This window comes from Streptomyces fagopyri (assembly GCF_009498275.1).
Lineage (GTDB): Bacteria > Actinomycetota > Actinomycetes > Streptomycetales > Streptomycetaceae > Streptomyces > Streptomyces fagopyri.
Window position 1 is genome coordinate 6460746 of sequence record NZ_CP045643.1, and the last position, 25252, is coordinate 6485997.

Below are 25252 nucleotides of genomic sequence, written 5' to 3' on the forward strand. Positions count from 1 at the left end.
AGCCCTCGGGCCCGGCGAGCCGCGGTGGCGGACGGGCTCAGTGGCGGTGCATGCGGTTGGCGATCGCGTGGCCGATGAAGAGGTAGACGACGGCCGCGAGACCGTAGCCCGCCACGACGCGCGCCCACGCTTCGTCGAAGGTGAACAGGTCACGGGACCAGCCCGCGAGCCAGCTCGCCAGGTTGTGGACGAACTGGACCAGGTCGTTGGCCCGGTTCGCGTCCAGCAGGTACATGAGGATCCACAGGCCCAGGATGAGGGCCATCACGTCGGCGACGATCGCGATGACCGTGCCCGCCTGGTTGGAGCCGTTGCGATATCGAGGGGACATGCCGTCCGGGTTGCCGCGTATCCAGGGTTGAAACCCGTACGGGTTTCGCCCAAGTGGCGTAACGCGTCGTGACGGGTGAGGCTGCTGTAAGAGACGTGTTCTCCGGCATCCGAGGAGAACCGTTCCCCCACCCCGGAGGACCCCGTGCCTGTATCGATACGGCGCCTCATCGTGGCGCTCACTCTTTCCTGTGCTCTGGTCGCCGGTGCCACCGCCTGCTCCAGCAGCGGCAGCAGTGCCACCAAGGACACCGCGGCCGTCGCGGCGGCGGTGGCCGCGACCCCGTCCCCGAGCACCACCGTCGAGAAGCAGAGGCTCTCGAAGACCCGCTTCGTCGCCAACGCGAGCCTCGCGGCCGGAGCCACCTACCAGTGGATCGTGAAGCCGTGGAAGGCCGGAAAGTTCAAGAAGGGCGTGAAGGGACGCAGGCTCGCCCTCATCAAGGCGGGTGTCGCCGGTGCCTTCGCGTACAACAGGCTCAAGGCCGCGAGCAGGAACGCCAAGGGCGACCCGACCCTGTCCAAGGCGATCGGCCCGCTGACCGCGGGCATCGACGCCCTCAAGAGCCTTCCCGCCAAGCTCCGCAAGGGCAAGTCGACCGACGACACGGTGGGTTCGTTCGACGACATCATCAACCAGGTGAAGGACGCCGGTAAGAGCGCGGGCGCCAAGGTCACCGACAAGGTGCCGTCGACCTCCCAGCTGACCGGCGGGTGAGTTCCTTCCGCCCTGCCGCGGCTACTGGTTGAGGTCCGCCAGTACGCGGAGCGAGTGAGGGTCCGGTGACAGTGCCAGCAGGTCTGTCACCGGTCCCTTGCGCCACAGGTCGAGCCGTTCGGCGATGCGCTCACGCGGTCCGACCAGTGAGATCTCGTCGGCGAAGGCGTCCGGCACGGCGAGCACCGCCTCCTGACGGCGCCCGGCGAGGAACAACTCCTGGATGAGCCGCGCCTCGTCCTCGTAGCCCATGCGGGCCATCAGATCGGCGTGGAAGTTGCGCGCCGAGTGCCCCATGCCGCCGATGTAGAAGCCGAGCATCGCCTTGACGGGCAGCAGCCCCTCGGCGACGTCGTCACAGACACGGACATGGGCCATGGGCGCGACGAGGAACGGGGCCGCGCCCGCGCGGGCGTCACCCAGCTCGGCCAGGGCGGCCTCGTACGCCTGCGGGCGGGTGGGCGACCAGTACAGGGGCAGCCAGCCGTCCGCGATCCGCGTCGTCTGCGCGATGTTCTTCGGCCCCTCCGCGCCGAGCAGGACGGGCAGGTCGGCACGGAGGGGATGGGTGATCGGCCGCAGCGCCTTGCCGAGCCCCGTGCCGTCGGCGCCCCGGTAGGGAAGGGTGTGGAAACGCCCGTCGAGCCGCACCGGTCCCTCGCGTCCGAGTACCTGGCGTACGACGTCCACGTACTCCCGGGTCGCGGTCAGCGGGGACTTCGGGAAGGGGCGCCCGTACCAGCCCTCCACCACCTGCGGCCCCGAGAGACCGAGGCCGAGCATCATCCGTCCGCCCGAGAGGTGGTCCAGGGTGAGCGCGTGCATCGCGGTCGTGGTGGGGGAGCGGGCGGCCATCTGCGCGACGGCCGTGCCGAGGCGGATCCGGGTGGTCTGCGCGGCGATCCAGGTCAACGGGGTGAAGGCGTCCGAACCCCAGGACTCGGCGGTCCACACGGAGTGGTACCCGAGCCGCTCCGCCTCCCGCGCCAGCGGAAGATGGTCCGCGGAGGGGCCGCGCCCCCAGTAACCGAGTGCGAGGCCGAGCCGCATGTCCCCTCCAGGCGCCACGTTCTGACGCATCGTCAGCTCTGTGCAACCGTCAGGCGACTGTACGGCAACGGCCCCCCGCCCGAAAGGGCGAGGGGCCGTGGGGAAACGGTCGCGCGTCAGCCGCGCTGGATCCCCGAGCTGTCCTGCAGCACACCGCGACGGCCGTCCTGCGTCTGCGCCACCAGGTGCTGGCCGCGCTGCTCCACGGCCAGGTACCAGGTGCCCGGCGCGAGCTCGGCGATCGGCGTCGGCGAACCGTCCTCCGAGAACAGCGGACGCGGCACCGGCACGGCGAACCAGAACGGCGAGAAGTCCCCGGCGGGCAGCTGCGGCTGCGGGGCCGGCGCCTGCTGCGGCTGACCGGGCTGGCCACCGAACGCCTGTCCCTGCTGCGGCTGGCCGCCGTAGGAGGGCTGACCGGGCTGCTGGGCACCCGGGTACCCGTAGCCACCCTGCGGCTGACCACCGTAGGGCTGCGGGGCGGCCGGCTGCGGGGCGGGCACGAGGGCGACCTGGAGCGCGGGGACGAGAGGGGTGGCGATCGCGGCCCCCGCCATCAGCAGCGTCGCGATGAGGGAGAGGATGAGACCGGCACCGGGGCTCACACCGCCGCCCCCGCCGCCCGCCGGGTCGAAGAGGTTCCCGAGCGCGCTCCACGCCGCGAAGACGGTGAGCGCGACACCGAACGGGCCGAGGTCGAGTCCGGCGACCTTCGGCACCCGCGGCAGGGCGCGTGAGGCGACGACCAGCCCGGCTCCGAAGAGGCCGGCCAGGATCACGCTGAACACGAAGGGGCCGCTCGACCAGATGCCGGGGCTGGCGTAGCTGTACTTCGTCCCGTTGACGCTGACGGCGTCGATCGAAAAGAGGGCGAGGAACGACGCGATGAACAGCAGTACCGCTGCTCCGATCACCACGCCGTCGCCTCGAGTGAGGGAGCGGATATTCACTTCAGGTCCTTCGTCGGTCGTCTCGTCGTCGGTGGAGGCGTCGCTGACACCATGTCGCCGTAAGGCCCTGGTGTGAAGCGCGTGGACGGCCCCACATCGTACGGGCGACACTATCGCCCGTACGATCGAGGCGTCCGGAGGGTGTGACCCGCCGGTCACTACCCGCGCAGGAACCCCACGATTCCCTCAGAGATTCCACGCGCCGCCTTCTCCCGCCACGCGCCGCTGGTCAGCAACGCCGCGTCCTTGCTATCGCGCATGTTGCCGCACTCGATGAACACCTTGGGAACCGTTGACAGATTGAGACCGCCGAGATCACTGCGGACGTCGAGTCCGGTGCCGCCGCCGATGTAGTTGGAGGGCGCGCTTCCGGTGGCGTGGACGAAGTTGCCCGCGATGCGCTCGCCCAGGTCCCGCGACCGGGCGGTGATGGGCCGGGTGTCGGCGGCGCCCGAGTGGACGGACGCGGGGAGGATGACGTGGAAGCCGCGGTTGCCGGCCGCGGAGCCGTCCGCGTGGATGGAGACGACCGCGTCGGCGTGCGCGTCGTTGCCGATCCGGGCCCGCTCGTCGACGCACGGACCCCAGGGGCGGTCGCCGTCCTGAGTGAACTTCACCGTGGCGCCCTCCTGTTGGAGGAGCGTACGCAGCCGGCGGGCGACGTCGAGGGTGAACCGGGCTTCGGTGTAACCCGCGTTGGTCGACGTACCGGTGGTGTCGCACTCCTTGGAGTTCGTGCCGATGTTCACCTTGCGGTTGATGTCGGCCGCGTGCTGGAAGTTGCCCGGGTTGTGTCCCGGGTCGACGACCACGACCTTGCCCTTGAGCGGGCCGGAGGCGGCGCCGCCGCCCGCGCTGGAGGGACCGGAACGGCCGGCGGACCCGGAGGGGGACGGGCTTCGGCGGTTCTCGCCGCCCGTCGCGGACGCCGACGGTGTCCGGGACGCGGAGGACGCGGCGGGCCCGGAGGAGGGGGACGTCGGTGAGATGGACGAGGACGCGGCGGTCCCGGTGGGACCGCCCGGGTCCCCCACCGCCTGCCACACCAGCCATCCCGCCAGCGCGCCCGTCACCAGCGCGGCGAGCGTCACGGTCATCGGCCCGCGCCGGGGGCGGCGCGGCTGGGGAGGTTCGAAGTCAGGGCCTACGTACGACACGTCAGCGACTCTAACCGTGACCTCAGATCCCTGCGCCGGTTCGGCGCAGGACGCGCAGCGAGTCGGTCACCGAGACCTCCGTGAAGGCGCCGGACTCCAGGGCCCGGAGGTAGACGCGGTACGGGGCCTGGCCGGTGAACTCGTCGGCCGGGTCGGGAAACACGTCGTGGATCACCAGCAGGCCGCCCTCGGCCACATGGGGGGCCCAGCCCTCGTAGTCGCCGGACGCGTGCTCGTCCGTGTGACCGCCGTCGATGAAGACGAGACCGAGGGGTGTCCCCCAGAACGCGGCGATCTGCGGCGAGCGGCCGACGAGCGCGACCACCTGCTCCTCCAGGCCCGCCCGGTGGAGGGTGCGGCGGAACGTGGGCAGGGTGTCCATCCGGCCGATCTCGGGGTCGACCGTGGACGGGTCGTGGTACTCCCACCCGGGCTGCTGCTCCTCGCTGCCCCGGTGGTGGTCGACGGTGATCGCCGTCACTCCGGCCGCGCGCGCCGCGTCGGCGAGCAGGATCGTGGAGCGCCCGCAGTAGGTGCCGACCTCCAGGAGGGGCAGCCCGAGCCGGCCCGCCTCGACGGCGGCGTCGTGGAGCGCGAGGCCCTCGTCGAGCGGCATGAACCCCTTGGCGGCCTCGAAGGCGGCGAGAATCTCCGGCTTGGGTGCCGCGGGCATGGGTTCCTCCAGCTGATACCGGTCCCGCTGGTACGGGCCGTGGGCGCCCCATGCTGCACCACACCCCCGCCACGGGGGTGACGGGGGTGGGCCGCCGGGGCCGCGCGGGTTCCGCGGGCGGGACTCGTCGGCGGACCCCGCCGACGAGGACCCTCCGGACGGGACCGTCGACGGGCACCTGTGGGCGGTCCCCGTCGAGGGGAGCCGTCCGGTCGAGGGGACCCACCCATGGACACCCGCCGACGGACACCCTCGGCGGGGCCTCCGGCGGGACCTGCGACCAGGGGCCGCCGACAGGCCCTGCGGGCGGTGCCCTGCGGGTCCTACGGGCGGGGCCGGTGGTGCCGGTCCGGGGTGGGGCCGGTGGCGCCGGTCCGGGGTGGGGCCGGTCCGGATCCGAGTGGGGCCGGTCTTCGGCGTGGTGCCGGCGGGGCCGGTGGTGCCGGCACCGGGTCCGGTCGGTGGTGCCGGTCCGGGGGACCCCGTTCGGCCGGATCTACGCGGGGACCGTCTCGCCCGGCAGGGCGAGGTCCAGGTCGACCGGGCGGTCGTCGCCGGAGTGGGTCGCCGAGGAGGCGAGCGGGCCGTGGCCCGCGGCCCTGGCGGCGAGGACGTACGCGCCCTCGGCGGGCACGGCCAGCGCGTAGCTGCCGTCCTCCCCGGAGAGCGTGGCGCCCGCCTGCCGGCCGCGCCGGTCGATCAGGGTGACCTTGGCGCGGGCGACGGGGTCGCCGTCGGTGTTCAGGACCCGGCCGCGGAAGCCCCCGAGCACCTCCTGGGCCCGCTCCAGCGCGGCGTCCTCGGCGCTGCTGGCACGCAGCCGCGGCTTGGTGGCCTGACGCTGGCGGGGCAGGCAGAGGGCCATGACCAGGCCGACGGCCACCGCGCCCGTCGCGATCATGAAGGAGACCCGGAATCCGTGCATGGTGGGGATCGCGACACCGCCCGCGTCACTGGCCGTGTTCGCGAGCACCATGCCGATGACGGCGCTGGACACCGACGTGCCGATCGAGCGCATCAGAGTGTTGAGGCCGTTGGCCGCGCCCGTCTCGGAGGCCGGGACGGAGCCGACGATCAGCGCGGGCAGCGAGGAGTAGGCGAGGCCGATGCCCGCGCCCAGGACCACCGCGATCACGATGGTCTGCCAGGCGGCGCTCATCAGGCCGAGCCCCGCGCCGTAGCCGATCCCGATGATCACCATGCCGATGATCAGCGTGACCTTGGGGCCGTACTTGGCGGAGATCCGGGCGTAGACCGGCGCGGTGAACATCATCGTCAGGCCGAGCGGCGCCACGCACAGACCCGCGACCACCATCGACTGGCCGAGGCCGTAACCGGTGGCCTTCGGCAACTGGAGGAGCTGGGGCAGCACGAGGGAGACGACGTAGAAGGAGACACCGACCATGATCGAGGCCAGGTTGGTGAACAGCACCGAGCGTCGGACGGTCGTGCGCAGGTCGACCAGCGGCGCCTTGACGCGCAGCTCCATCACGCCCCACAGCACGAGCACGACGGCCGAGGCGCCGAACAGACCGAGCGTGGTGCCCGAGCTCCAGCCCCAGTCGCTGCCCTTGGTGATCGGCAGCAGGAAGAGGACGAGTCCCGCGGACAGGCCTATCGCGCCCAGGACGTCGAAGGTGCCCTCGGCGCGCATCGGGGACTCGGGCACGGCGACGAGGGTCAGCACGATCGAGACCACGCCGAGTCCGGCGGCGAGGAAGAACAGGGAGTGCCAGTCGGCGTGCTGCGCGACCAGGGCCGCGAGCGGCAGCGCGAGACCGCCGCCGACACCGATCGAGGAGCTCATCAGGGCCATCGCCGAGCCGAGCTTCTCGCGGGGCAGCATGTCGCGCATCAGGCCGATGCCGAGCGGGATCGCGCCCATGGCGAAGCCCTGCAGCGCACGGCCGGCGATCATCACGAGCAGGTCGCTGGTGAATCCGGCGACGAGTGAGCCGACGACCATCACGGACAGGCTCGTGAGCAGCATGCGCCGCTTGCCGAAGAGATCACCGAGCCGGCCCATGATCGGGGTGGCGACGGCTCCCGCGAGCAGCGTCGAGGTCAGGACCCAGGTGGCGTTGCTGGGGGCGGTGCCCAGCAGCTTCGGCAGGTCCTTGATGACCGGGACGAGCAGGGTCTGCATCACCGCGACAACGATGCCCGCGAAGGCCAGCACCGGCACGACCGCGGTACTGGTCCTCCGGGCGGGCTGTTGGGTCGTCGTGTGCGTCATTGCGTGAGGCCTCCAGGCCGGGAGATGAGCAGAGGAGAGAACGATCCGTGCGGGAATCCGTGCGGGAGTCGGTACGGGATACGTGCAAGGTGAACCCGGTGTGCCGGGGCAACTATTCCGATGCTTCGGCGTACTAACGAAAACTTGACCTTCTCGTGAGGATCTGAACGGCCGTCAGACCTGGCGCTCGAATAGAACGTGTTCTAGTCTGGCGCGCACCGTGAGGCTGGGGGTGCCGTGAAGGCGTACGTCGTCGGGGTCGGGATGACCCGTTTCGAGAAGCCGGAGACCCGGGAGTGGCAGTACTGGGACATGGCGAAGGAGGCGGGCACCCGTGCCCTGGGGGACGCGGGGATCGCGTACTCCGACGTCCGGCAGGTGCCCGTCGGGCACTGCTTCCAGGCCTCCACGGCGGGGCAGCGGGCCGCCTACGAGCTGGGCCTGACCGGCGTGCCCGTCTACAACGTCAACAACAACTGCGCCACCGGGGCGAGCGCGCTGATGCTGGCGCGGCAGTTCGTCGAGGGCGGGATCTCGGACTGCGTGCTGGCGCTGGGGTTCGAGAAGATGAAGCGCGGGGCGCTGGGCGGTGGCGCCGACGGCGGGGACTTCGCGACGTCCCCGGTGGCCCGGCACTACGGGATCATGGCCGCCCGGCACGGCTTCGAGATGTCCCCGCCCACCGCGCAGATCTTCGGTGACGCGGCCCGCGAGCACATGGAGAGGTACGGGACCACCGAGGCACAGCTCGCCGCGGTCGGCGCCAAGAACCACCGGCACTCGGCCCACAATCCGTACGCGCAGTTCCGGGACGTGTACGGGGTCGACGAGGTCCTCGCCTCCCGGGTCGTGCACCGGCCGCTGACGAAGCTCCAGTGCTCGCCCACCTCCGACGGCGCCGCGGCGGCCGTCGTCGTGTCCGAGCGGTTCGCCGAGGAGCGCGGGCTGGGCGGACGGGCGGTGGAGATCGTCGCGCAGGCCATGACCACGGACACGGAGGAGTCCTTCGCCTCCGGCTCGTGCATCGACGTCGTGGGGCAGCCCATGTCCCGGGAGGCCGCACGCCAGGTCTACGAACGGGCGGGACTCGGCATCCACGACGTGGACGTCGTGGAACTGCACGACTGCTTCTCGATCAACGAGCTGCTGACGTACGAGGCGCTGGGCATGTGCGGCGAGGGGGAGTCCGGCAAGCTCGTCGAATCGGGGGCCACCACCTACGGCGGCCGGTGGGTGGTGAACCCGTCCGGAGGTCTGATCTCGAAGGGGCACCCGCTGGGAGCGACCGGGATCGCCCAGGTGGCCGAGCTGGTCTGGCAGTTGCGGGGCGAGGCCGGCGAGCGCCAGGTGACGGGCGCGCGGGTCGGCCTCGCCCACAACATCGGGCTCGGCGGCGCGGCGGTGGTCACGCTGCTGCGGGCGGCCCGCGGCTGAACGGGGAGGGGGCGGCGTCGTACACCCCGCGGCGCGTGTCGTACGCCCTCGGCTTGTGTCGTACGCCCCGGCTTGTTCCGTACGCCGCCCGCCCTGTGTCGTACGTTCCCGGGCCGCCCGCGATGCCTGCCGGTCCGTGGCACGGGCGGGAGGGGCGGCGTCCGCGGTGACCGCGCCGCTGTGACCGACCGTGTCCGGGAGAGGGGCCGTCCGGCCCTCGGGAGTGTGGCCGCCCGGACCCCGGGGGCGGGGACGGCCCGGATCTCGCGGGCCCCCGCGGCGGCCGGTGCCGCAGGGCCCGCCATTGGGCGATCGCCGCGACCGCCGCCCTGGTGGTCGCCGGGTCGGCGGGGACGCTGGCGCTGGCCGGGGCGGCGGGCGACGGCGCGAAGCGGGTCGAGCCGGCCGCGACGCGCCCGCCGCTGAACGACGAACGGCATCTGTACGAGCCGTGGAGCAGCGATCTGGCCCGGGGGACCGACCACGGCAAGAAGTGGAAGGTGGTCGTCTACGTGTATGGGGCGCCCCGCGACCGGACGCAGGCACAGCGCCAGCTGCGGGCCGTCACCGAGTCCGGATTCGGGCATCCGGAGGCGGCGCCGCCGACCGCCGCCGGACTCGTCGGCAGGAGCGCGTACTTCGTGCGCCTGACCCTGGACGGCAGGACGTCGACCGAGATGCTCGGGGTGTTCGACAAGCACGGCACGCTGTCGGGCCGGGACCTGCGGTCCGCCGCGCTGCCGCTGGAGACCAGGGGGACGACGCCGAGAGGGTCCGGTGAGCGGCTCGTGATCGGCCGGGTCCCCAGGACCGCTCAGGAGGTCACCTGCACCTGGGACGACGCCACGACGACCAAGGTGTACCGGCCCGCTCCGGGCACGGGCATCGTCGGGGACTTCGAGGACCTGATCCGTCCGGCGGACGGATCCCCGTCCGACTGGTTCGTCTGCCTGGGGCCGGAGGGCAGGACCTTCGAGGCGGCGGCGGTGACGAAGTAGCGGGCGCGCGGCGGCGCGGGGGACCGCCGGTCACAGCCATCCCTGCTGGCGGGCCTCCCGCATCGCCTCCATACGGTTGCGGGTGCCGGTCTTGCCGATCGCGGAGGACAGGTAGTTGCGGACCGTCGATTCGGACAGGTGGAGCCTGCCCGCGATGTCGGCGACGGTGGCGCCGTCCACCGATGCCTTCAGAACGTCGCACTCGCGGGCGGTGAGCGGACTGGGCCCGGCGCTCAGCGCGGCCGCGGCCAGTGCCGGGTCGATGACCCGCTCGCCGGTCAGCACCCGCCGGATCGCCTCGGCCAGTTCCTCCACGGGTCCGTCCTTGACCAGGAACCCCGCGGCGCCCGCCTCCATGGCGCGGCGCAGGTAACCGGGCCGTCCGAAGGTGGTGAGGATCAACACGCGGCAGTCAGGGGCCTGTCGGCGCAGCTCGGCGGCCGCGTCCAGACCGCTCATGCCCGGCAGTTCGATGTCCAGCAGGGCCACGTCCGGGCGGTGCAGCAGCGCGGCGTCCACGATCGCGTCGCCCGCCGCGACCTGTGCGACGACCTCCAGGTCCTCCTCCATGCCGAGCAGCAGGGCGAGCGCCCCGCGCATCATTCCCTGGTCCTCGGCGAGCAGGACCCTCACACACTTCACCGGCCGGTGATCCCGGGGCATCTCGTCCACGGGCCCAGCGTAGGCCCGCGGCAGCGTCATGTCCCGGACGGACGGGGTGAGATGGGTGGTCACCGCGCTCCGGGTGCGTCGGGTGCGTCGGGTGCCGTGGACGTCTTCGGCGTCTTCGGCGTCTTGGACGTCTCTGGCGTCCTGGGCGCTTCGGGTGTCCTGGGCGACGGCAGTTGCGCCGTGCCCGCGGGGAGCAGGCCCTTCGTCCGGCGTTCCCCCGCCGCGGGGCCGCCTCCCGCGAGGGGTTCGCCCTCCAGGGTGAGTCCGTCCTCCACGGCGAGTGCGTCCTGCCCGGCAGGTTCGTCCTCCACGGGGAGTTCGCCCTCCACGGGGAGTTCGGCGGTGACCGTGAAGCCGCCGCGCGGGGACGGGCCGGCCCGCAGGGATCCGCCGGCCGCCGCCAGACGTTCGGTCAGGCCCTTCAGGCCGGTTCCGCCGATACCCGGCACGGGTGCCGGGGCGAGCGGGCCGTCCCCGTCGTCCACGATCTCCAGACGGACCCGGTCCCGCGCGCCGTGGACGGTGATCTCGCAGTGGGTCGCGCCGCTGTGCCGGACCACGTTGGTGACCGCCTCACGCAGCACCCAGCCGAGCAGCGCCTCGGCCCGCGGCACGAGGGGCGGCCCCGACTGCCGTACGACCGGGTCGACGCCCACCGCGGACAGCGCGGAGCGGGCCCGGTCCAGCTCGGTGGCGAGGCTGCCCTCGCGGTAACCGGTGACCGCCTCGCGGATCTCCGTGAGCGCCTGGCGGCCGACCGACTCGATGTCGGTGACCTGCACCAGGGCCGCCTCCAGGTCGCGGGGCGCCAGCCGGCGGGCCGCCTCGGACTTCACCACGATCACGGAGAGCGTGTGGCCGAGCAGGTCGTGCAGGTCGCGGGAGAAGCGCAGCCGCTCCTTCTCGACGGCGCGCCGGGCCAGCTCCTCACGGGCCGCCCGCAGCTCCCGTACCGCCTCGGCGAGGGACAGGATCGCCGCCGTGACCATCGTGGACAGGAACGTGCCGTACGTGATGTTGATCGCGTCCCAGCCCTCGCGGACGCCGGAGACGCCGCCCGCCAGCGCGGCCAGACCGATTCCCGTCCGGCCGAGCCAGGGGCCGCGCAGGATCGCCCCCGTCGCGAGACCCAGCAGCGGGAAGAACAGCAGCCAGTTGCCGCCGTAGCCGATGGCGAGGCCGCAGGTCAGCACACCCATCGCGGTGAGCGCCAGACGCGTGGAGCGGGCCTCGCGCGTCTTCTTCACGAAGGCACGGAACGCGACGTAGACGTAGAGGGAGTTGAAGGCGAACAGGCCGATGGCCCCGATCCAGGGGTTGGCGGTCGTGCCCTGGAAGAGGTTGGAGAAGGCGCCCATGCCCAGCAGCAGCCAGGGCAGCAGCGCGAACCCGGTCGGCGGCGGGCCGGGATTCTCGGGCAGCGGCTCCCCGTTCCTGCGCGCGATGCGCCGCGCGGCCTTGAACCTCGCCATGTCCGCCTTCCACCGCCGCCTCGCCCCCCGCCGCGCCTCCATCCGGCAGACGACTCCACGCATCCACGAGCTGTCCGTCCACGCCATGTCCGTGCTCCCCGTTCCCCGCGCCTGTCGAAAGTCTTCCCGGCCGCCGCGCCGTTGTCGCCGTCGCCGTCGCCGTCGCCGTCGCCGTCGCCGTCGCCGTCGCCGTCGCCGTCGTACGGACGGCCCGGTGCCGTGCGGGCGGCCCGCACCCGTGAGGAGGGCCCGCACCCGTGAAAAGGGCCCGCACCCGTGACGCGAGGCCCGCACCCCTGAGGAGCGGGCCGTCCGCACCGCGGACGGCCCACCGCCTTCAGGCGGTCCGCCCCGCCCTGCGGTACGAGACCACAGCGTACGAACCGAAGGCCAGCAGCCAGGCCATGAGCACCGCTACCGCACCGAGCGCCGGAGCGTGGCCGTCCGTGATGGACATACCGAGCTCCGCGAAGCGGTTGGCCGGCGTGTACACGGACACCGACCGCAGCCAGCCGGGGAACAGCGTGATCGGGAACCACAGGCCGCCCACCACCGAGAGCCCCAGGTTGCACGCCATGTTCGCGACGCCGGTGGTCTGCGCGGTCAGCCGGTAACCGTTGCCGAGGCCGAGCAGCGTGAACGGGACGGAGCCGAGCCAGAGCAGTACCGCGACCGCCGCCCACTGCCAGATCGCCAGACGTACGCCGTTGACCACACCGCCCGCCGTGAGCACCGCGGCGATCGCCGGCAGCACGGTCACCGAGCCGGTCAGCGCCCGCCCCAGCACCACCTCGCGCGGTGTCATCGGCGTCACCCGCAGCTGCCGCAGCCAGCCCGTCACCCGGTCCTCGGCGACACCGCCGCCGGTGTTCAGGGCCGATCCCACCGCTCCGTACGCGGCCATCCCGATCATCGAACCGGTCTTCCAGCCGCCGTCGTCGCCTCCGCCGCCGAGGTTGGTGAAGAGCAGGTACATCATCACCGGCATCGCGACGCCACCGATCACGAAGCCGGTGTCGCGCAGCGTCCGGCGTACTTCCAGCCGCAGATAGTCGAGCATCACAATCCCTCCGGAACGGATGAGGTGAGGGCCAGGAACGCGTCGTCCAGTGACGCCGCGGTGACCTCCAGGCCACGGATGGAGCCCCGCCGGGCCAGCGCGAGCACCGTCGCGTCCGAGTCGTCGGTCCGCAGTCGTGCCCGGTCCCCGCGCACCTCCACCGACACCACGCCGGGCAGCAGGGTCAGCCCCTGCGTCCCCGCTCCGGTCAGGTCGAAGGAGACGAGGTTGCCGCCCACGGACCGCTTGAGCTGCTCACCGGTGCCGTCCGCGACGATCCGGCCCCGGTCGATGACGAGGATCCGGTCCGCGTGCGCGTCCGCCTCGTCCAGGTAGTGCGTCGAGAACAGCACGGTGTGCCCGCGCCTCGCGTACGCCCGCATCGACGTCCAGAACGCCTGCCGCGCCTCCACGTCCAGCGCGGCGGTCGGCTCGTCCAGCACGATCAGCGCGGGGTTCCCGGCGAGTGCCACCGCGAACCGCACCCGCTGGGACTGGCCGCCGGAGAGCCGGTCGGCACGTCGCCCCGCCAGCTCCGCGATCCCCGCCAGCCGCAGCGCCTCGTCCACCGGCAGCGGTGCCGGATAACGGCCCGCCACGAAGGAGACCAGCTCGCGGACCGTGACGCGCGGCACCGGCCGGGCCTCCTGGAGCATGGCGCCGACCTGCCCGGCGCGCACCGCCCGCTCCGGGGGCCCGCCGAAGAGCGCCACCGATCCCTCGTCGGGCTCGTTCAGGCCGAGCAGGAGGGAGATCGTGGTCGACTTGCCCGCCCCGTTGCGCCCGAGCAGCGCCACGGTCTCGCCGCGGGCGATCTCCAGATCCACCCCGTCCACGGCGCGCACCGCGCCGAACGCCTTGGCGGCCCCCTTGAAGGACACCGCCGCTTCCGTCCCCGTCGTCCATGTCATGAGGACGACGCTACGAGCCCGGACACCGGGCCCGGCAGAGGCACTTGTGGGCAGTCGGCCGGGACAAATGTCACGGCCTCCGTCGGCCGGGGTCGCGCCCGGCGCCGCGACCCGCCCCGGATCCCGTGTCACGGACGGTGCCGCGAACCCCGGATCTGACATGACGTCAGCAGCCTTCACAACTCGGGGGCGCTGGGCTATACAGGGGGTCGCCGTACTGGAACGCGTTCTAGAACAGGCGGGTTCCGAGGCCCCGTGTCGACCTCGGTGCGGCCGACGGTGCGGACGGCCGCATCGAGGTCTTTCGCGCTAGTGATCAGGAGCCCCATGCCCATCGACGCCGCAAAGGCCCTCGCCGCCGAACCCCGCAGCGGTGAGATCACCTGGGACCGGAAGGACGTCCAGCTCTACCACCTCGGTGTCGGAGCGGGCGCGAACCCGGACAAGCCCCATCCCGCCACGGACGCCGACGAGTTGCGGTACACCCTGGAATCCGCCCTCCACGTCCTGCCGAGCTTCGCCACCGTCGCGGGCGCCGGCTCACCCGGCGTGATCAGCGGTCTGTCCATGCCCGGCGTCGACGTCGACCTCGCCCGCGTCCTGCACGGCGGGCAGCGCGTCACCGTGCACCGTCCGATACCGGCCGAGGGCAGGGCGACGGCCACCGGACGGATCGCCGCCGTGTACGACAAGGGCAAGGCCGCGATCCTGGTCATGCGCACCGAGGTCGCGGACGCCGAGGGACCCCTGTGGACGAACGACGCCCAGATCTTCGTACGGGGAGAGGGCGGCTGGGGGGGTGACCGCGGTCCCTCCGCGCGCCTCGACGCGCCGGACGGCCCGCCGGACCGGACCGTCGAACGCCCGGTCCGCGAGGACCAGGCGCTGCTCTACCGGCTCTCCGGCGACTGGAACCCGCTGCACGCGGACCCCGAGTTCGCGAAGCTGGCCGGCTTCGACCGGCCGATCCTGCACGGCCTGTGCACCTACGGCGTGACGCTCAAGGCGGTCGTCGACACCCTGCTCGGCGGGGACGTGTCCCGTGTCCGCTCCTACACCACCCGCTTCGCCGGTGTCGTGTTCCCCGGCGAGACCCTGCGCGTCCGCATGTGGCGCGGGCCGGTCCGGGACGGCGCGATCCGGGTGTCGGTGACCGCGGCCGACCGGGACGACGCGCCGGTGCTGGCCGACACCGTCGTCGAACACGCGTGAGTCCAGCCCACCGTTGAGAGGAGCCGCACCATGCGCGCAGCCGTACAGCACGAGACAGGCCAGGACAAACTCGACGTCCTCGACGACGTCGAGGCGGTGGGCTTCGGGCCCGGCCGGGTCAGGATCCGGGTGCGGGCCACCGGACTGTGCCACTCGGACCTGTCCGCGATGAGCGGCGTACTGCCGCAGCCCGCGCCGTTCGTGCCCGGTCACGAGGGTGCCGGGGAGGTCATCGAGGTCGGCGAGGGGGTCACCCAACTCAAGCCCGGCGACCGGGTCGTCGTCTGCTGGCTGCCGGCCTGCGGTGCCTGCCCCGCCTGCGGGCGCGGCCAGACCGAGTTGTGTCTGGCCGGTTTCATGAACGCGGGCACCCCCAACTTCCGGCGCTCCGGCCAGGACGTCTTCGGCTTCGCCGGGACCGGTACCTTCGCGGAGGAGGTCGTGGTGGACGCGGGTTGCGCCGTGCCCATCCCCGACGACGTGCCCTTCGACATCGCGGCCCTCATCGGCTGCGGCGTCACGACCGGCCTGGGCGCCGCCCTCAACACCGCCGACGTGGAAGCCGGTTCGTCGGTCGCGGTGATCGGCTGCGGCGGTGTCGGCATCTCCGCCATCCAGGGCGCGCGGCTCAAGGGTGCCGCCGAGATCGTCGCCGTCGACCCGGTCGCCTCCCGTCGCGAGGCCGCGCTGAGGTTCGGCGCGACGAGGGCGGTCGCGCCGGACGGACTCGCCGACGCCAAGCAGTCGGTGACCGCGGGCGAGGGCTTCGACTACGTCTTCGAGGTCGTCGGCAGGTCGACCACCGCGCGTACCGCCTACGAGAACACCCGGCGCGGCGGCACCCTCGTCGTCGTCGGCGCGGGCGCCATGGACGACTTCCTCCAGCTCAACATGTTCGAGCTGTTCTTCGACGAGAAGCGCATCCTGCCCTCCATGTACGGCGGCGGGGACGTCCTGCGTTCCTACGAGCGGACCATCGCCCTGTGGCGCGCGGGCCGCATCGACCTGGAGGGCCTGATCACCCACCGGGTGCCGCTGTCCGGGATCAACGAGGCACTCGACCAGATGCGGACGGGCACCGCCCTGCGCACCTGCATCGAGATCTGAGCCCGGTCACCGCTTCCGCCCCCGGTCACCGCTTCCGACCCCGACCACCGCTGAGGACCCTGATGTCACTGCCACTTGAGGGACTGGCCGCGATCGTCACCGGCGCGGGGCGCGGCCTCGGCCGGGCCGAGGCGCTGGAACTCGCCGGCCTGGGCGCGTCCGTCGTCGTCAACGACTACGGACGCCCCGGGCGGGACGGTTCGGGCGCGGCCTCGGCCGCGCCCGCCGAGGAGGTCGCCGCCGGGATCCGGGCCGCGGGCGGCCGCGCCCTCGCCCACACCGGCGACGTCGCCGACCACGAACAGGCCCGCGATCTGGTCGAGTCGGCGGTCGCCGAGTTCGGAAGACTGGACATCCTGGTCAACAACGCGGGCATCCTGCGCGACCGGATGGTCTTCTCGATGTCCGAGGAGGAGTGGGACTCGGTCGTGCGGGTCCATCTCAAGGGCCACTTCAACATGACGCACTTCGCGTCCGCGCACTGGCGGGCGCGGTCCAAGGCGGCGGACGGGCCGGTGTACGGGCGGATCGTCAACACCTCGTCGGAGGCGTTCCTCGCGGGTTCGGCGGGACAGCCCAACTACGCGGCGGCCAAGGGCGGGATCGTCGGCCTGACCACGTCGACCGCGCTGGCGCTCGCCAGATACGGGGTGACGGCGAACGTCATCTGCCCGCGCGCCCGGACCCGGATGACCGAGGACGTGTTCGCGGGATTCCCGCCCGGACAGGCCGCTGCGGAGCCGGGAGAGGGGCTGGACCCGCTCGCCCCCGAGCATGTCGCCCCGCTCGTCGGCTACTTGGTGTCGCCCGCCGCCGCGCACATCAACGGACAACTGCTCGTCGTGCACGGCGGCATGGTGGCGGTCGTCGAACGGCCCCGGGTCGCCGCCAAGTTCGACACCGAACAGGACGTCTTCACGTACGACGAACTCGACGCCCTGCTCAGCCCGCACTACGCCGGCCGCCCGCGAGGAGAGACGTTCGCGGCGGCGGAGGTACTCGGGCTGAAGCGGGGGTAGCACTCGACCGGGCGGGATCGAACTGGGTCGGGCGGGACCGGGTTCCGGGGAGCGCGCGCGGCCCCGGCGACGTGCGGGAGATTCCGCGGCGGACGTCGACGTACGGCACGGCCCCGCTCACCCGAGGTGAGCGGGGCCGTGCCGTACGTCCGTCGTGTCGCAGGTCCGTCGTGCCGTCAGGCCGCGCTGTCCGGCTGACCGGACGGCTTGCGGTGCCGGCCGTGCGGCATCGCCTCGTCGTCCTGGCCGGAGACCGGCCCCCGGTGCCTGCCGTGGCCCGTGTCCGACGCCGTGGCGTCCTGGGCGTCGGTGACCGGCGGTTCCATGGTGCTGATGTCGCTCATCTGGTGTTCACCCCGTCAACAAGATCCTTCTTTGCAGCCGGGGGATTCTAACCGGTGGTCAAGTCCGGGCCGTCGGCGGGTGACCGGGATTCGCCTCCGCCAGTTCCACCCGCTCCCATCCGCCGGGCGCCCTGCCGCCGGCCCCCCGTTCGGCCCGGGCGACCGGAACGGCGGGAACGGCCGGAACGAACGGCAGGCCGGGAACGGCCGGAACGGGCCCGTCCCGTCCCGCCGGCCGGGCGGACGGAGCGGTCCGGCCGGTCAGGGGTGCCTGTTGCAGCGGGACCGGACGCGCGGCCACCCGCTCCGCCGGACGCGCGCACTCCGCGTCCACCGGAACGGCGGGCGCCGCCAGACTCGCCACCCCGCACGGCACCGCCCCCGTGGCGTACGGCAGCCGGAGCACACCCTCCTCGGTCAGCAGCCCCGCGCCCGCGAACCACCCCTCGGGCGCCGGGAGATGGTGGACCTGGCGCTCGACGGGCCGCCACATCCCCACCCAGGTGCCGGCCGGCCCGTCGATCCGCAGGGCCACCACGCAGCGTTCCGGTGTCAGTACCTGCCCCGGCTGGATCGCGAACGGCGTCACCGCGCAGTCCGAGGCGCGCAGGCACTCCGGGAAGCGGACCGGCAGCGTGCTTCCCAGCACCCCCCAGCCCAGCCGGGCGTGCCCCGGCGAGGGCGCGTCCGAGCGGATGAGCAGCAGCCCGCTGTCGGCGTCCGCGAGCAGCAGCCGGTCGTCGCTGTCCTCCGCGATCTGCAGCAGCGGTGACACCTCGCCGCCGCGCTCCAGATCGACGACCACGGTCTTGGTCCGGCCGCCCTGGAAGCGGTCCAGCGCCAGCATGCGTCCCGTGCCGTCCAGCCACACCCCGCCCGAACAGCGGCCCGGGATCTCGGCGAGGTGTTCGGGCCCGAAGGCGCCGCCCGCCACCAGCCAGACCGCCGTGGACCCCCGTCCCACGGCGAGGGCGTACGCGTGCTCCCCGTCGGGCGCGGGCGGCAGCAGCCACAGCCGGGAGCCCTCCTCCGGGCACTCCACGGCGCCGAGCGGCAGCTCCCCGGTGCCGGGCCCGGTCGGGTACAGCAGCGAGAACGCGTGCCGGTCGGCCGTCACCCGGTGGATCAGCACCCGACCGTCGGTCATCGGCAGCACCTCGGTGCCGGGCTCCTCCGGCTGGTGGGACGGCAGCGGTACGGCGTACGGCTCGGGGCCGTCCAGCGTCCAGCGCTCCGGGAACCAGCACTCGCCGTCGAGCGCGAGGCGCGCCGCGTAGGTTCCGTCGGCGGTGAGCACGCATCCGGGGCGGCTGGCCGGGCCCTTCTCGTGTTCCGCGTTCTCGTGTTCCGCCGCGGACTCGGTCGCACAGGCCGTCATCGTTCGGTCACCTCCGGCGACGAAGCTAGTTTTCGTACGCACAGACGCGGGAGCGACGCCCGGCCGCTTCACACATAAGGGTGGCGGTGCCGCGATTCGCCTGAGGGAACGGGGACGGGTGTGCTGAGCGGGGTGGGGAGGAGAGGGCGGGGCGGGGGTGACGGCCGGTCCCGTGTCCGGGGGCGGCCCGCCCGCCCGGTCGGGAGAACCCGTGACCGGTGGGACACGGACGTGGGGCAGGTAGCCTTTGCCCGTGCCCCGTCTGTCTGAAGTCATCGCCGCGCTCGACGCCCTCTGGCCGCCCGAGAGGGCCGAGGGATGGGACGCGGTCGGCACCGTCTGCGGCGACCCCGACCAGGAGGTCACGCGGGTCCTGTTCGCGGTCGACCCGGTCCAGGACGTCGTCGACGAGGCGGTGAAGCTGGGCGCCGGCCTGCTGGTCACCCACCACCCGCTCTATCTGCGCGGGACGACGACGGTCGCCGCCGGCACCTTCAAGGGCCGCGTCGTGCACACCCTCATCAAGAACGACATCGCGCTGCACGTCGCGCACACCAACGCCGACCGGGCCGACCCCGGTGTCTCGGACGCCCTGGCCGGCGCGCTCGGCCTCCGCGTCGTCCGCCCCCTCGTACCGGACCCGGCCGACCCCGAGGGACGCCGTGGCCTCGGCCGCGTCTGTGAACTGGACCACCCCGTTACCGTCCGCGAGTTCGCCGCGCGCGCCGCGGGCCGGCTGCCGGCCACCGCGCAGGGCGTCCGGGTCGCGGGCGACCCCGACGCACTCGTACGGACCGTCGCGGTCAGCGGCGGCTCCGGCGACAGCCTCTTCGACGACGTGCGTGCCGCGGGTGTCGACGCCTTCCTCACCGCGGACCTGCGCCACCACCCGGCGTCGGAGTTCACGGCGGTCCGCGCCCCCCGTCCTCTCGCGCTGCTCGACGCGGCGCACTGGGCCACCGAGTGGCCCTGGTGCGAGCTGGCCGCCACCCAGCTCGACGAGATCTCCGACCGCCACGGATGGGACCTGCGGGTCCACGTCTCGAAGACGGTCACCGACCCCTGGACCGCCCACGCGGCCTCGAACACCGACACATCTGGAGCCCCCAACTGAACGCCGCGCCCGCCGACCAGATCCGACTCCTCGACGTCCAGGCCCTCGACGCCCGCCTGCAGCAGCTCGCGCACAAGCGCAGGTCGCTGCCCGAGCACGCCGAGATCGAGTCGCTGAACAAGGACCTCACGCAACTGCGCGACCTGCTCGTCGCCGCGCAGACCGAGGAGAGCGACTGCGCCCGCGAGCAGACCAAGGCGGAGCAGGACGTCGACCAGGTGCGCCAGCGCGCCACCCGTGACCAGCAGCGCCTGGACTCGGGCGCCGTGACCTCCCCCAAGGACCTGGAGAACCTCCAGCGCGAGATCACCTCCCTCGCCAAGCGGCAGGGCGACCTGGAGGACGTCGTCCTGGAGGTCATGGAGCGCCGCGAGTCCGCGCAGGAGCGGGTCGCCGAACTGACCGGGCGGGTCTCCTCCGTCCAGTCGAAGACCGACGACGCCACCGGGCGACGGGACGGGGCCTTCGAGTCCCTCGACGGCGAGGCGGCCTCGCTGACGAAGGAGCGGGGTGTCGTCGCGGGCTCGGTCCCGGCCGATCTCCTCAAGCTCTACGACAAGCTGCGCGAGCAGCAGGGCGGCGTCGGCGCGGCCCGGCTCTACCAGCGCCGCTGCGAGGGCTGCCGCCTGGAGCTCAACATCACCGAGGTCAACGACGTCAAGGCGGCCTCCCCGGACACCGTGCTGCGCTGCGAGAACTGCCGCCGGATCCTGGTGCGCACGTCCGAGTCCGGCCTGTAGGGACCATGGGCGTGCGGGAGTTCATCGTCGAGGCCGACGGCGGTTCCCGGGGCAACCCGGGCCCGGCGGGGTACGGGTCCGTGGTCATCGACGCGGTCACGGGGGAGACGCTGGTGGAGGCCGCCGAGTACATCGGCGTCGCCACCAACAACGTCGCCGAGTACCGGGGCCTGGTGGCCGGACTGAAGGCGGCCCGCGAACTGGACCCGGCCGCCACGGTCCGGGTCCGGATGGACTCCAAGCTCGTCGTCGAGCAGATGTCCGGCCGCTGGAAGATCAAGCACCCGGACATGAAGCCGCTGGCCGCCGAGGCCGCCCGCGTCCTGCCGTCCGAGCAGGTCACCTACGAGTGGATCCCGCGCGAAGAGAACAAGCACGCCGACCGGCTGGCCAACGAGGCCATGGACGCCGGGAAGCGGGGCGAGCGGTGGTCGCCGTCGCGGTCGACGGCGGAGCTGGACGCGAGGGTGACGAGGTCCGCGGCGCCCGAGCCGTCGGGCCCGCCGGGGGACGCGGCGGCGGGTGCGGCGAAGGCCCGAGCGGCCTTGATGGCACCGGTCTCGCACGGGCCCCGCAAGGGGCGCGGGGAACTGCGCGACGAGCCCCCACGGTCCGGCAGCCCGACGACTCCCGTCGCACCCCCGTCACCGGGCGGCGGCGAAGCCGCGAAGTCCGAGAACGACGTACGGGCCGCGCGGAACGTGGCCGCCCCCGCCCCGACCGTCGGATGGGGCGCGGCCCCCGACATGGGCGCGCCCGCCACCTTCGTCCTGCTGCGGCACGGCGAGACCCCGCTGACCCCGCAGAAGCGGTTCTCCGGCAGTGGCGGCAGTGACCCCTCGCTGTCGGACGCCGGCCGCGAACAGGCCGAGCGGGCCGCCGCGGCGCTGGCCGCGCGCGGCACGATCCAGGCGATCGTGGCCTCCCCGCTCACCCGGACCCGGCAGACCGCGGAGGCCGTCGCCGCGCGTCTCGGGCTCGACGTGACCGTCGAGGACGGCCTGCGCGAGACGGACTTCGGTGCCTGGGAGGGCCTGACCTTCGCCGAGGTCCGCGAGCGCCACCCCGACGACCTGAACGCCTGGCTCGCCTCGCCGAGGGCCGAACCCACCGGTGGCGGCGAGAGCTTCGAGACGACCGCCCGCCGCGTCGCCGCCACCCGCGACAAGCTGCTCGCCGCCTACGCGGGCCGCACGGTCCTGCTCGTCACCCACGTCACCCCGATCAAGACGTTCGTACAGCTCGCGATCGGCGCCCCGCCGGAGTCACTGTTCCGTATGGAGCTGTCCGCGGCCTCCCTGTCCGCGGTGGCGTACTACGCGGACGGCAACGCCAGCCTGCGCCTGTTCAACGACACCTCGCACCTGCGCTGAGCGGACCGCCGGTCCGCTCTCGCCGGGTGACCCCGGCCCGGAGGGTCTCCGCGGTCGTCGAGGTCGTCATCGGGGTGAACCGATCCCCGGGCCGTGGCTCAACGGGCGTACAGCGTGGCCGCGTTCCTGGCCAGCGACTCGATCCGGCCCCAGTCCTTCGCGGCGATCGCGTCGCCGGGAAGCATCCAGGTGCCGCCCACGCACCCGACGTTGGGCAGCGCGAGGTACTCCGCGGCGCAGTCCGGCGTGATGCCGCCCGTCGGGCAGAAGCGCGCCTGCGGCAGTGGCCCGGCCAGTGACCTGAGGTACGCCGTCCCGCCCGCCGCCTGTGCCGGGAAGAACTTCATCTCCCGCACCCCGTTCTCCAGCAGCGCCACCACCTCCGAGGCCGTGGACACCCCCGGCAGGAACGGCACCCCGGAGGCCTTCATGGCGTCCAGCAGCCCGTCCGTCCAGCCGGGACTGACCAGGAAGCGCGCTCCGGCGGCCACGGTGTCCGCCACCTGGACCGGCGTGATGACGGTGCCGGCGCCGACCACCGCGTCCGGCACCTCGGCGGCGATCGCCCGGATGGCGTCCAGCGCGGCCGGGGTCCGCAGCGTCACCTCGATCGCGGGCAGGCCGCCCGCGACGAGCGCCCGCGCCAGCGGCACCGCGTCGGCGGCGTCCGTGACCACGACGACGGGCATGACGGACGCGAGGTCCAGCACGGAGCCGGACGCGGGACCGGGTGCGGGGGCAGGCGAAGGCGAGGGCAGCGACGAGGTCATGCCCGTCATCCTGCCCGGGGTTTGCAGCATGCGCAAAGGTCGTTGCGTATGCTGCAACGCATGGGAGAACCGTCCCGTGCGACGCCCCGGACGGCCGCTAGTGGATCTCGGTCACCACCACGTCGAGCGCCCACGCCCGGCCCGCGCCGGCCGGCGCCTTCGCCTCCACCACGTACCCGAGATCCCGCAGCGCCTCCAGCAGCTGGGCCGGGTTTTTGGGCGCCGCGCCCGCGCTGAGCAGGCTGCGCACGATCCGGCCCTTGGTCGCCTTGTTGAAGTGGCTGACCACCGACCGCTTCTCGACCCCGTCCACCCACTGCGAGTGCAGCACCCGCACCGTCGCCGTCCGCCCGGCCACCTCGCCCTTCGGCTTCCACGCGGCCGTGTAGGCCGAGGACCGCAGATCGAGCACCAGTCCGTCCCCGGCCGCCTCCGGCAGCGCCGCGGCCATCGGAGCCCGCCAGTGCGCGCCGAGCGCCCCGAGTCCGGGCAGTTTCACGCCCATCGAACAGCGGTACGAAGGGATGCGGTCCGTCACCCGGACCGCGCCCCACAGCCCCGAGAACACCAGCAGCGAACGGTTCGCGCGCCGCTTGGCGGCCGCGTCCAGCGAGGCGAGGTCCAGCGAGTCGTACAGCACGCCCGTGTAGATCTCCCCGGCCGGCCGCGCGCCGGTGGTGCGCAGTTCCGTGTTCTTGGCGATCTCGCCGCGCAGCCCCTCGCTCAGCCCGAGCACCTCACGCGCCTTCTCCTCGTCACCGGCGCACAGCTCGGCCAGCTCGTCGAGGACCGCCCGACGCGCCCCGGTGAGGCCGGGCAGGGACAGCGACTCCAGTTTCAGAGCGGTTCCCCGGCCCGAGGGGGCCTTCCCCTCGGAGGGCGGCAGCAGCACGAGCACGGTGGTGTTCTCCTCACAGTGGGTGGGACCCGGCGCCAGCCTAAGGGGTGCGGCCCGGGGTGCCCGACGCCCGTGGGCGACCTACGCTCGACCCATGCCCCGCCGCCACATGCGCGCCGTCTGCGCACCGGAGGCTCCCCTGAGGGCCGCCCTGTGCGCCCTGCGCACCGAGCTCGGCGTACCCGAGAGCTTCCCGCCCGACGTCCTGGAGGAGGCGGGCCGGTCACCCCGGCTGCCCTCCTACGACGCGACCGACATCCCCTTCTTCACCGTCGACCCGCCGACCTCCACCGACCTCGACCAGGCGATGCACCTCGCGCGGCGCGAGAAGGGCGGCTACCGCGTGCGGTACGCGATCGCCGACGTCGCCGCCTTCGTGACACCCGGCGGCCCGCTCGACGCCGAGGCACACCGCCGCGTGACCACGCTCTACTTCCCCGACGAGACGGTGCCCCTCCACCCGCCCCGGCTCTCCGAGGGCGCCGCCAGCCTCCTCCCCGACCGGATCCGCCCGGCCGTGCTGTGGACGCTGGACCTCGACGCGGACGGCCGCACCGAGTCGGCCGACGTACGCCGCGCCCTCGTACGGAGCCGGGCCAAGCTCGACTACGCGCACGTCCAGCGGGGAATCGACGCGGGGACGGCCGAGGAACCCGTCGCCCTCCTCGAGGACATCGGAACGCTGCGCGAACGGCTGGAGGTGGAACGCGGCGGCATCTCGCTCAACGTTCCCGAACAGGAGATCGTCGAGGGGGACGGGACCTGCGCCCTCGCCTACCGCGCCCCCCTCCCCGCAGAGGGCTGGAACGCCCAGATCTCCCTGCTCACCGGGATGGCCGCCGCCGAGCTGATGCTCGCGCACGGCACCGGAGTACTGCGCACCCTGCCCGCCGCCCCCGACGGCGCGGTCGGCCGCCTGCGCCGTACCGCCAAGGCCCTGCGCATCGACTGGCCGCACCACGTCTCGTACGCCCGGCTCATCCGCTCCCTCGACCCGCACCTGCCGCACCACGCGGCCTTCCTCCAGGAGTGCACGACGCTGCTGCGGGGCGCGGGCTACACGGTCTTCCGCGACGGCCTGCTCCCCGAGGTCACCTCCCACGCCGCCGTAGCCGCGCCCTACGCCCACTGCACGGCCCCACTGCGCCGCCTCGGCGACCGCTACGCCGCGGAGATCTGCCTCGCCGCCGCCGAGGGCCGGCAGCCCCCCGAGTGGGTCCTCACCGCCCTCGACGCCCTGCCCAAGGAGATGGCCGAGGGCAGCCGGCGCGCGGGCACCGTCGAGCGCGAGTGCGTCGACATCGTCGAGGCCGCACTGCTCAAGGACCGCGTCGGCGACCTCTTCGAGGCCTGCGTGGTCGACGTACAGGACCATGACCCCACCGTCGGAACGGTGCAGTTGGTGTCCCCGGCGGTCGTCGCCCGTATCGAGGGCGGCCGTTCGAGACTTCCCCTGGGTGAACACCTGCGCGTACGCCTCACGGCGGCGAACCCCGGCACGACGAAGGCACGGTTCGCACCGGCGTGAAAGGGTGATCCTCCGGGCGGCAGGGCAGCGTATAGATCCCGCCGCCGCCCCTCCCCTCCCACACAGCCTCGCGCCTCCGACCCACCCCGGAACCCTCTGGTGGGCGCG

24 protein-coding genes are annotated in these 25252 nt (G+C 73.2%); 10 read left to right on the forward strand and 14 right to left on the reverse strand.

What is annotated here, in order from left to right:
• Window positions 1-37 precede the first annotated feature (37 nt).
• Window positions 38-331 carry a hypothetical protein gene (locus GFH48_RS27875; RefSeq protein ID WP_153290868.1) on the reverse strand — a complete coding sequence of 98 codons (294 nt, stop codon included), beginning with the start codon at window positions 329-331 and terminating at the stop codon, window positions 38-40.
• A gap of 144 nt (window positions 332-475) precedes the next feature.
• On the opposite strand from GFH48_RS27875, the gene GFH48_RS27880 reads away from it, so the two are divergent.
• Complete coding sequence (locus GFH48_RS27880; protein ID WP_153290869.1) at window positions 476-1048, forward strand: hypothetical protein; 573 nt, start codon at window positions 476-478, stop codon at window positions 1046-1048.
• Window positions 1049-1069: 21 nt separating this feature from the next.
• Here the strand turns inward: GFH48_RS27880 and GFH48_RS27885 are convergent, their stop codons facing one another.
• From GFH48_RS27885 to GFH48_RS27905, 5 genes are all read right to left on the reverse strand, one after another.
• Window positions 1070-2098, reverse strand: a complete 1029-nt coding sequence (locus GFH48_RS27885; RefSeq protein ID WP_153293146.1) for an LLM class F420-dependent oxidoreductase — start codon at window positions 2096-2098, stop codon at window positions 1070-1072.
• Between the two features lie 116 nt (window positions 2099-2214).
• Window positions 2215-3048 carry a DUF5336 domain-containing protein gene (locus tag GFH48_RS27890; RefSeq protein WP_153290870.1) on the reverse strand — a complete coding sequence of 278 codons (834 nt, stop codon included), beginning with the start codon at window positions 3046-3048 and terminating at the stop codon, window positions 2215-2217.
• A gap of 158 nt (window positions 3049-3206) precedes the next feature.
• A complete protein-coding gene (locus GFH48_RS27895; protein ID WP_153290871.1) occupies window positions 3207-4205 on the reverse strand; it encodes an N-acetylmuramoyl-L-alanine amidase in 999 nt (332 codons plus the stop codon).
• A 22-nt stretch (window positions 4206-4227) separates the two neighbouring features.
• Entirely contained in the window at window positions 4228-4878 is a 651-nt protein-coding gene (locus GFH48_RS27900) for a class I SAM-dependent methyltransferase (protein WP_153290872.1), read from the reverse strand.
• Between the two features lie 496 nt (window positions 4879-5374).
• Entirely contained in the window at window positions 5375-7114 is a 1740-nt protein-coding gene (locus GFH48_RS27905) for an MFS transporter (protein WP_153290873.1), read from the reverse strand.
• Between the two features lie 237 nt (window positions 7115-7351).
• Between GFH48_RS27905 and GFH48_RS27910 the strand changes: the two genes are divergently transcribed.
• Window positions 7352-8548, forward strand: a complete 1197-nt coding sequence (locus tag GFH48_RS27910) for a lipid-transfer protein (protein ID WP_153290874.1) — start codon at window positions 7352-7354, stop codon at window positions 8546-8548.
• A 332-nt stretch (window positions 8549-8880) separates the two neighbouring features.
• Window positions 8881-9546 (forward strand): hypothetical protein, encoded by a 666-nt coding sequence (locus GFH48_RS27915; RefSeq protein WP_153290875.1) that lies wholly within the window; start codon window positions 8881-8883, stop codon window positions 9544-9546.
• A 30-nt stretch (window positions 9547-9576) separates the two neighbouring features.
• On the opposite strand, the gene GFH48_RS27920 is transcribed toward GFH48_RS27915, so the two are convergent.
• From GFH48_RS27920 to GFH48_RS27935, 4 genes are all read right to left on the reverse strand, one after another.
• Window positions 9577-10209, reverse strand: a complete 633-nt coding sequence (locus GFH48_RS27920) for a response regulator transcription factor (RefSeq protein ID WP_153293147.1) — start codon at window positions 10207-10209, stop codon at window positions 9577-9579.
• Between the two features lie 68 nt (window positions 10210-10277).
• Window positions 10278-11690, reverse strand: coding sequence for a sensor histidine kinase (locus GFH48_RS27925; RefSeq protein WP_228120994.1), 1413 nt, complete (start codon window positions 11688-11690; stop codon window positions 10278-10280).
• 337 nt (window positions 11691-12027) lie between these two features.
• Entirely contained in the window at window positions 12028-12750 is a 723-nt protein-coding gene (locus GFH48_RS27930; RefSeq protein ID WP_153290876.1) for an ABC transporter permease, read from the reverse strand.
• Window positions 12750-13661 (reverse strand): ABC transporter ATP-binding protein, encoded by a 912-nt coding sequence (locus GFH48_RS27935; protein WP_153290877.1) that lies wholly within the window; start codon window positions 13659-13661, stop codon window positions 12750-12752. Before GFH48_RS27935 ends, GFH48_RS27930 begins: the two co-directional genes overlap by 1 nt.
• 327 nt (window positions 13662-13988) lie before the next feature.
• On the opposite strand from GFH48_RS27935, the gene GFH48_RS27940 reads away from it, so the two are divergent.
• The 3 genes from GFH48_RS27940 (at window position 13989) to GFH48_RS27950 (ending at window position 16999) form a co-directional block, all read left to right on the forward strand.
• On the forward strand, window positions 13989-14873 hold the full coding sequence (locus tag GFH48_RS27940) for a MaoC/PaaZ C-terminal domain-containing protein (RefSeq protein WP_153290878.1): 885 nt from the start codon (window positions 13989-13991) through the stop codon (window positions 14871-14873).
• Window positions 14874-14903: 30 nt separating this feature from the next.
• Window positions 14904-15980 (forward strand): Zn-dependent alcohol dehydrogenase, encoded by a 1077-nt coding sequence (locus GFH48_RS27945; RefSeq protein WP_153290879.1) that lies wholly within the window; start codon window positions 14904-14906, stop codon window positions 15978-15980.
• Between the two features lie 62 nt (window positions 15981-16042).
• Window positions 16043-16999, forward strand: coding sequence for a 3-oxoacyl-ACP reductase (locus GFH48_RS27950; RefSeq protein WP_153290880.1), 957 nt, complete (start codon window positions 16043-16045; stop codon window positions 16997-16999).
• A gap of 176 nt (window positions 17000-17175) precedes the next feature.
• On the opposite strand, the gene GFH48_RS38670 is transcribed toward GFH48_RS27950, so the two are convergent.
• Both GFH48_RS38670 and GFH48_RS27955 read right to left on the reverse strand, forming a co-directional pair.
• Window positions 17176-17343 carry a hypothetical protein gene (locus GFH48_RS38670; RefSeq protein WP_194280698.1) on the reverse strand — a complete coding sequence of 56 codons (168 nt, stop codon included), beginning with the start codon at window positions 17341-17343 and terminating at the stop codon, window positions 17176-17178.
• Between the two features lie 58 nt (window positions 17344-17401).
• Window positions 17402-18721, reverse strand: coding sequence for a hypothetical protein (locus GFH48_RS27955; RefSeq protein ID WP_228120996.1), 1320 nt, complete (start codon window positions 18719-18721; stop codon window positions 17402-17404).
• A gap of 253 nt (window positions 18722-18974) precedes the next feature.
• Between GFH48_RS27955 and GFH48_RS27960 the strand changes: the two genes are divergently transcribed.
• From GFH48_RS27960 to GFH48_RS27970, 3 genes are read left to right on the forward strand one after another with little or no spacing between them, the layout of a single operon-like run.
• Window positions 18975-19835, forward strand: a complete 861-nt coding sequence (locus GFH48_RS27960) for a Nif3-like dinuclear metal center hexameric protein (protein WP_153290881.1) — start codon at window positions 18975-18977, stop codon at window positions 19833-19835.
• Window positions 19832-20575 carry a zinc ribbon domain-containing protein gene (locus GFH48_RS27965; protein WP_194280896.1) on the forward strand — a complete coding sequence of 248 codons (744 nt, stop codon included), beginning with the start codon at window positions 19832-19834 and terminating at the stop codon, window positions 20573-20575. The genes GFH48_RS27960 and GFH48_RS27965 overlap by 4 nt, the downstream gene beginning before the upstream one ends.
• A gap of 11 nt (window positions 20576-20586) precedes the next feature.
• On the forward strand, window positions 20587-21948 hold the full coding sequence (locus GFH48_RS27970; protein ID WP_153290883.1) for a bifunctional RNase H/acid phosphatase: 1362 nt from the start codon (window positions 20587-20589) through the stop codon (window positions 21946-21948).
• A gap of 98 nt (window positions 21949-22046) precedes the next feature.
• On the opposite strand, the gene eda is transcribed toward GFH48_RS27970, so the two are convergent.
• Together eda and yaaA are read right to left on the reverse strand one after the other, a co-directional pair.
• On the reverse strand, window positions 22047-22718 hold the full coding sequence (eda, locus tag GFH48_RS27975; protein ID WP_153290884.1) for a bifunctional 4-hydroxy-2-oxoglutarate aldolase/2-dehydro-3-deoxy-phosphogluconate aldolase: 672 nt from the start codon (window positions 22716-22718) through the stop codon (window positions 22047-22049).
• 97 nt (window positions 22719-22815) lie between these two features.
• Window positions 22816-23616, reverse strand: a complete 801-nt coding sequence (yaaA, locus tag GFH48_RS27980; RefSeq protein WP_153290885.1) for a peroxide stress protein YaaA — start codon at window positions 23614-23616, stop codon at window positions 22816-22818.
• A 94-nt stretch (window positions 23617-23710) separates the two neighbouring features.
• Here yaaA and GFH48_RS27985 point away from each other — a divergent pair, with 94 nt between their 5' ends.
• Window positions 23711-25144, forward strand: a complete 1434-nt coding sequence (locus GFH48_RS27985; RefSeq protein ID WP_153290886.1) for an RNB domain-containing ribonuclease — start codon at window positions 23711-23713, stop codon at window positions 25142-25144.
• Window positions 25145-25252 lie beyond the last annotated feature (108 nt).

Bases quoted from the DNA above. Each gene is read 5' to 3' on its own strand.
- GFH48_RS27920 (WP_153293147.1), bottom strand. From the start codon at position 10,209: ATGCCCCGGGATCACCGGCCGGTGAAGTGTGTGAGGGTCCTGCTCGCC.
- eda (WP_153290884.1), bottom strand. From the start codon at position 22,718: ATGACCTCGTCGCTGCCCTCGCCTTCGCCTGCCCCCGCACCCGGTCCC.
- GFH48_RS27955 (WP_228120996.1), bottom strand. From the start codon at position 18,721: ATGACGGCCTGTGCGACCGAGTCCGCGGCGGAACACGAGAACGCGGAA.
- GFH48_RS38670 (WP_194280698.1), bottom strand. From the start codon at position 17,343: ATGAGCGACATCAGCACCATGGAACCGCCGGTCACCGACGCCCAGGAC.
- GFH48_RS27950 (WP_153290880.1), top strand. From the start codon at position 16,043: ATGTCACTGCCACTTGAGGGACTGGCCGCGATCGTCACCGGCGCGGGG.
- GFH48_RS27900 (WP_153290872.1), bottom strand. From the start codon at position 4,878: ATGCCCGCGGCACCCAAGCCGGAGATTCTCGCCGCCTTCGAGGCCGCC.
- GFH48_RS27945 (WP_153290879.1), top strand. From the start codon at position 14,904: ATGCGCGCAGCCGTACAGCACGAGACAGGCCAGGACAAACTCGACGTC.
- GFH48_RS27930 (WP_153290876.1), bottom strand. From the start codon at position 12,750: ATGCTCGACTATCTGCGGCTGGAAGTACGCCGGACGCTGCGCGACACC.
- GFH48_RS27940 (WP_153290878.1), top strand. From the start codon at position 13,989: ATGCCCATCGACGCCGCAAAGGCCCTCGCCGCCGAACCCCGCAGCGGT.
- GFH48_RS27935 (WP_153290877.1), bottom strand. From the start codon at position 13,661: ATGACATGGACGACGGGGACGGAAGCGGCGGTGTCCTTCAAGGGGGCC.
- GFH48_RS27985 (WP_153290886.1), top strand. From the start codon at position 23,711: ATGCCCCGCCGCCACATGCGCGCCGTCTGCGCACCGGAGGCTCCCCTG.
- GFH48_RS27925 (WP_228120994.1), bottom strand. From the start codon at position 11,690: ATGGCGAGGTTCAAGGCCGCGCGGCGCATCGCGCGCAGGAACGGGGAG.
- GFH48_RS27875 (WP_153290868.1), bottom strand. From the start codon at position 331: ATGTCCCCTCGATATCGCAACGGCTCCAACCAGGCGGGCACGGTCATC.
- GFH48_RS27885 (WP_153293146.1), bottom strand. From the start codon at position 2,098: ATGCGGCTCGGCCTCGCACTCGGTTACTGGGGGCGCGGCCCCTCCGCG.
- GFH48_RS27905 (WP_153290873.1), bottom strand. From the start codon at position 7,114: ATGACGCACACGACGACCCAACAGCCCGCCCGGAGGACCAGTACCGCG.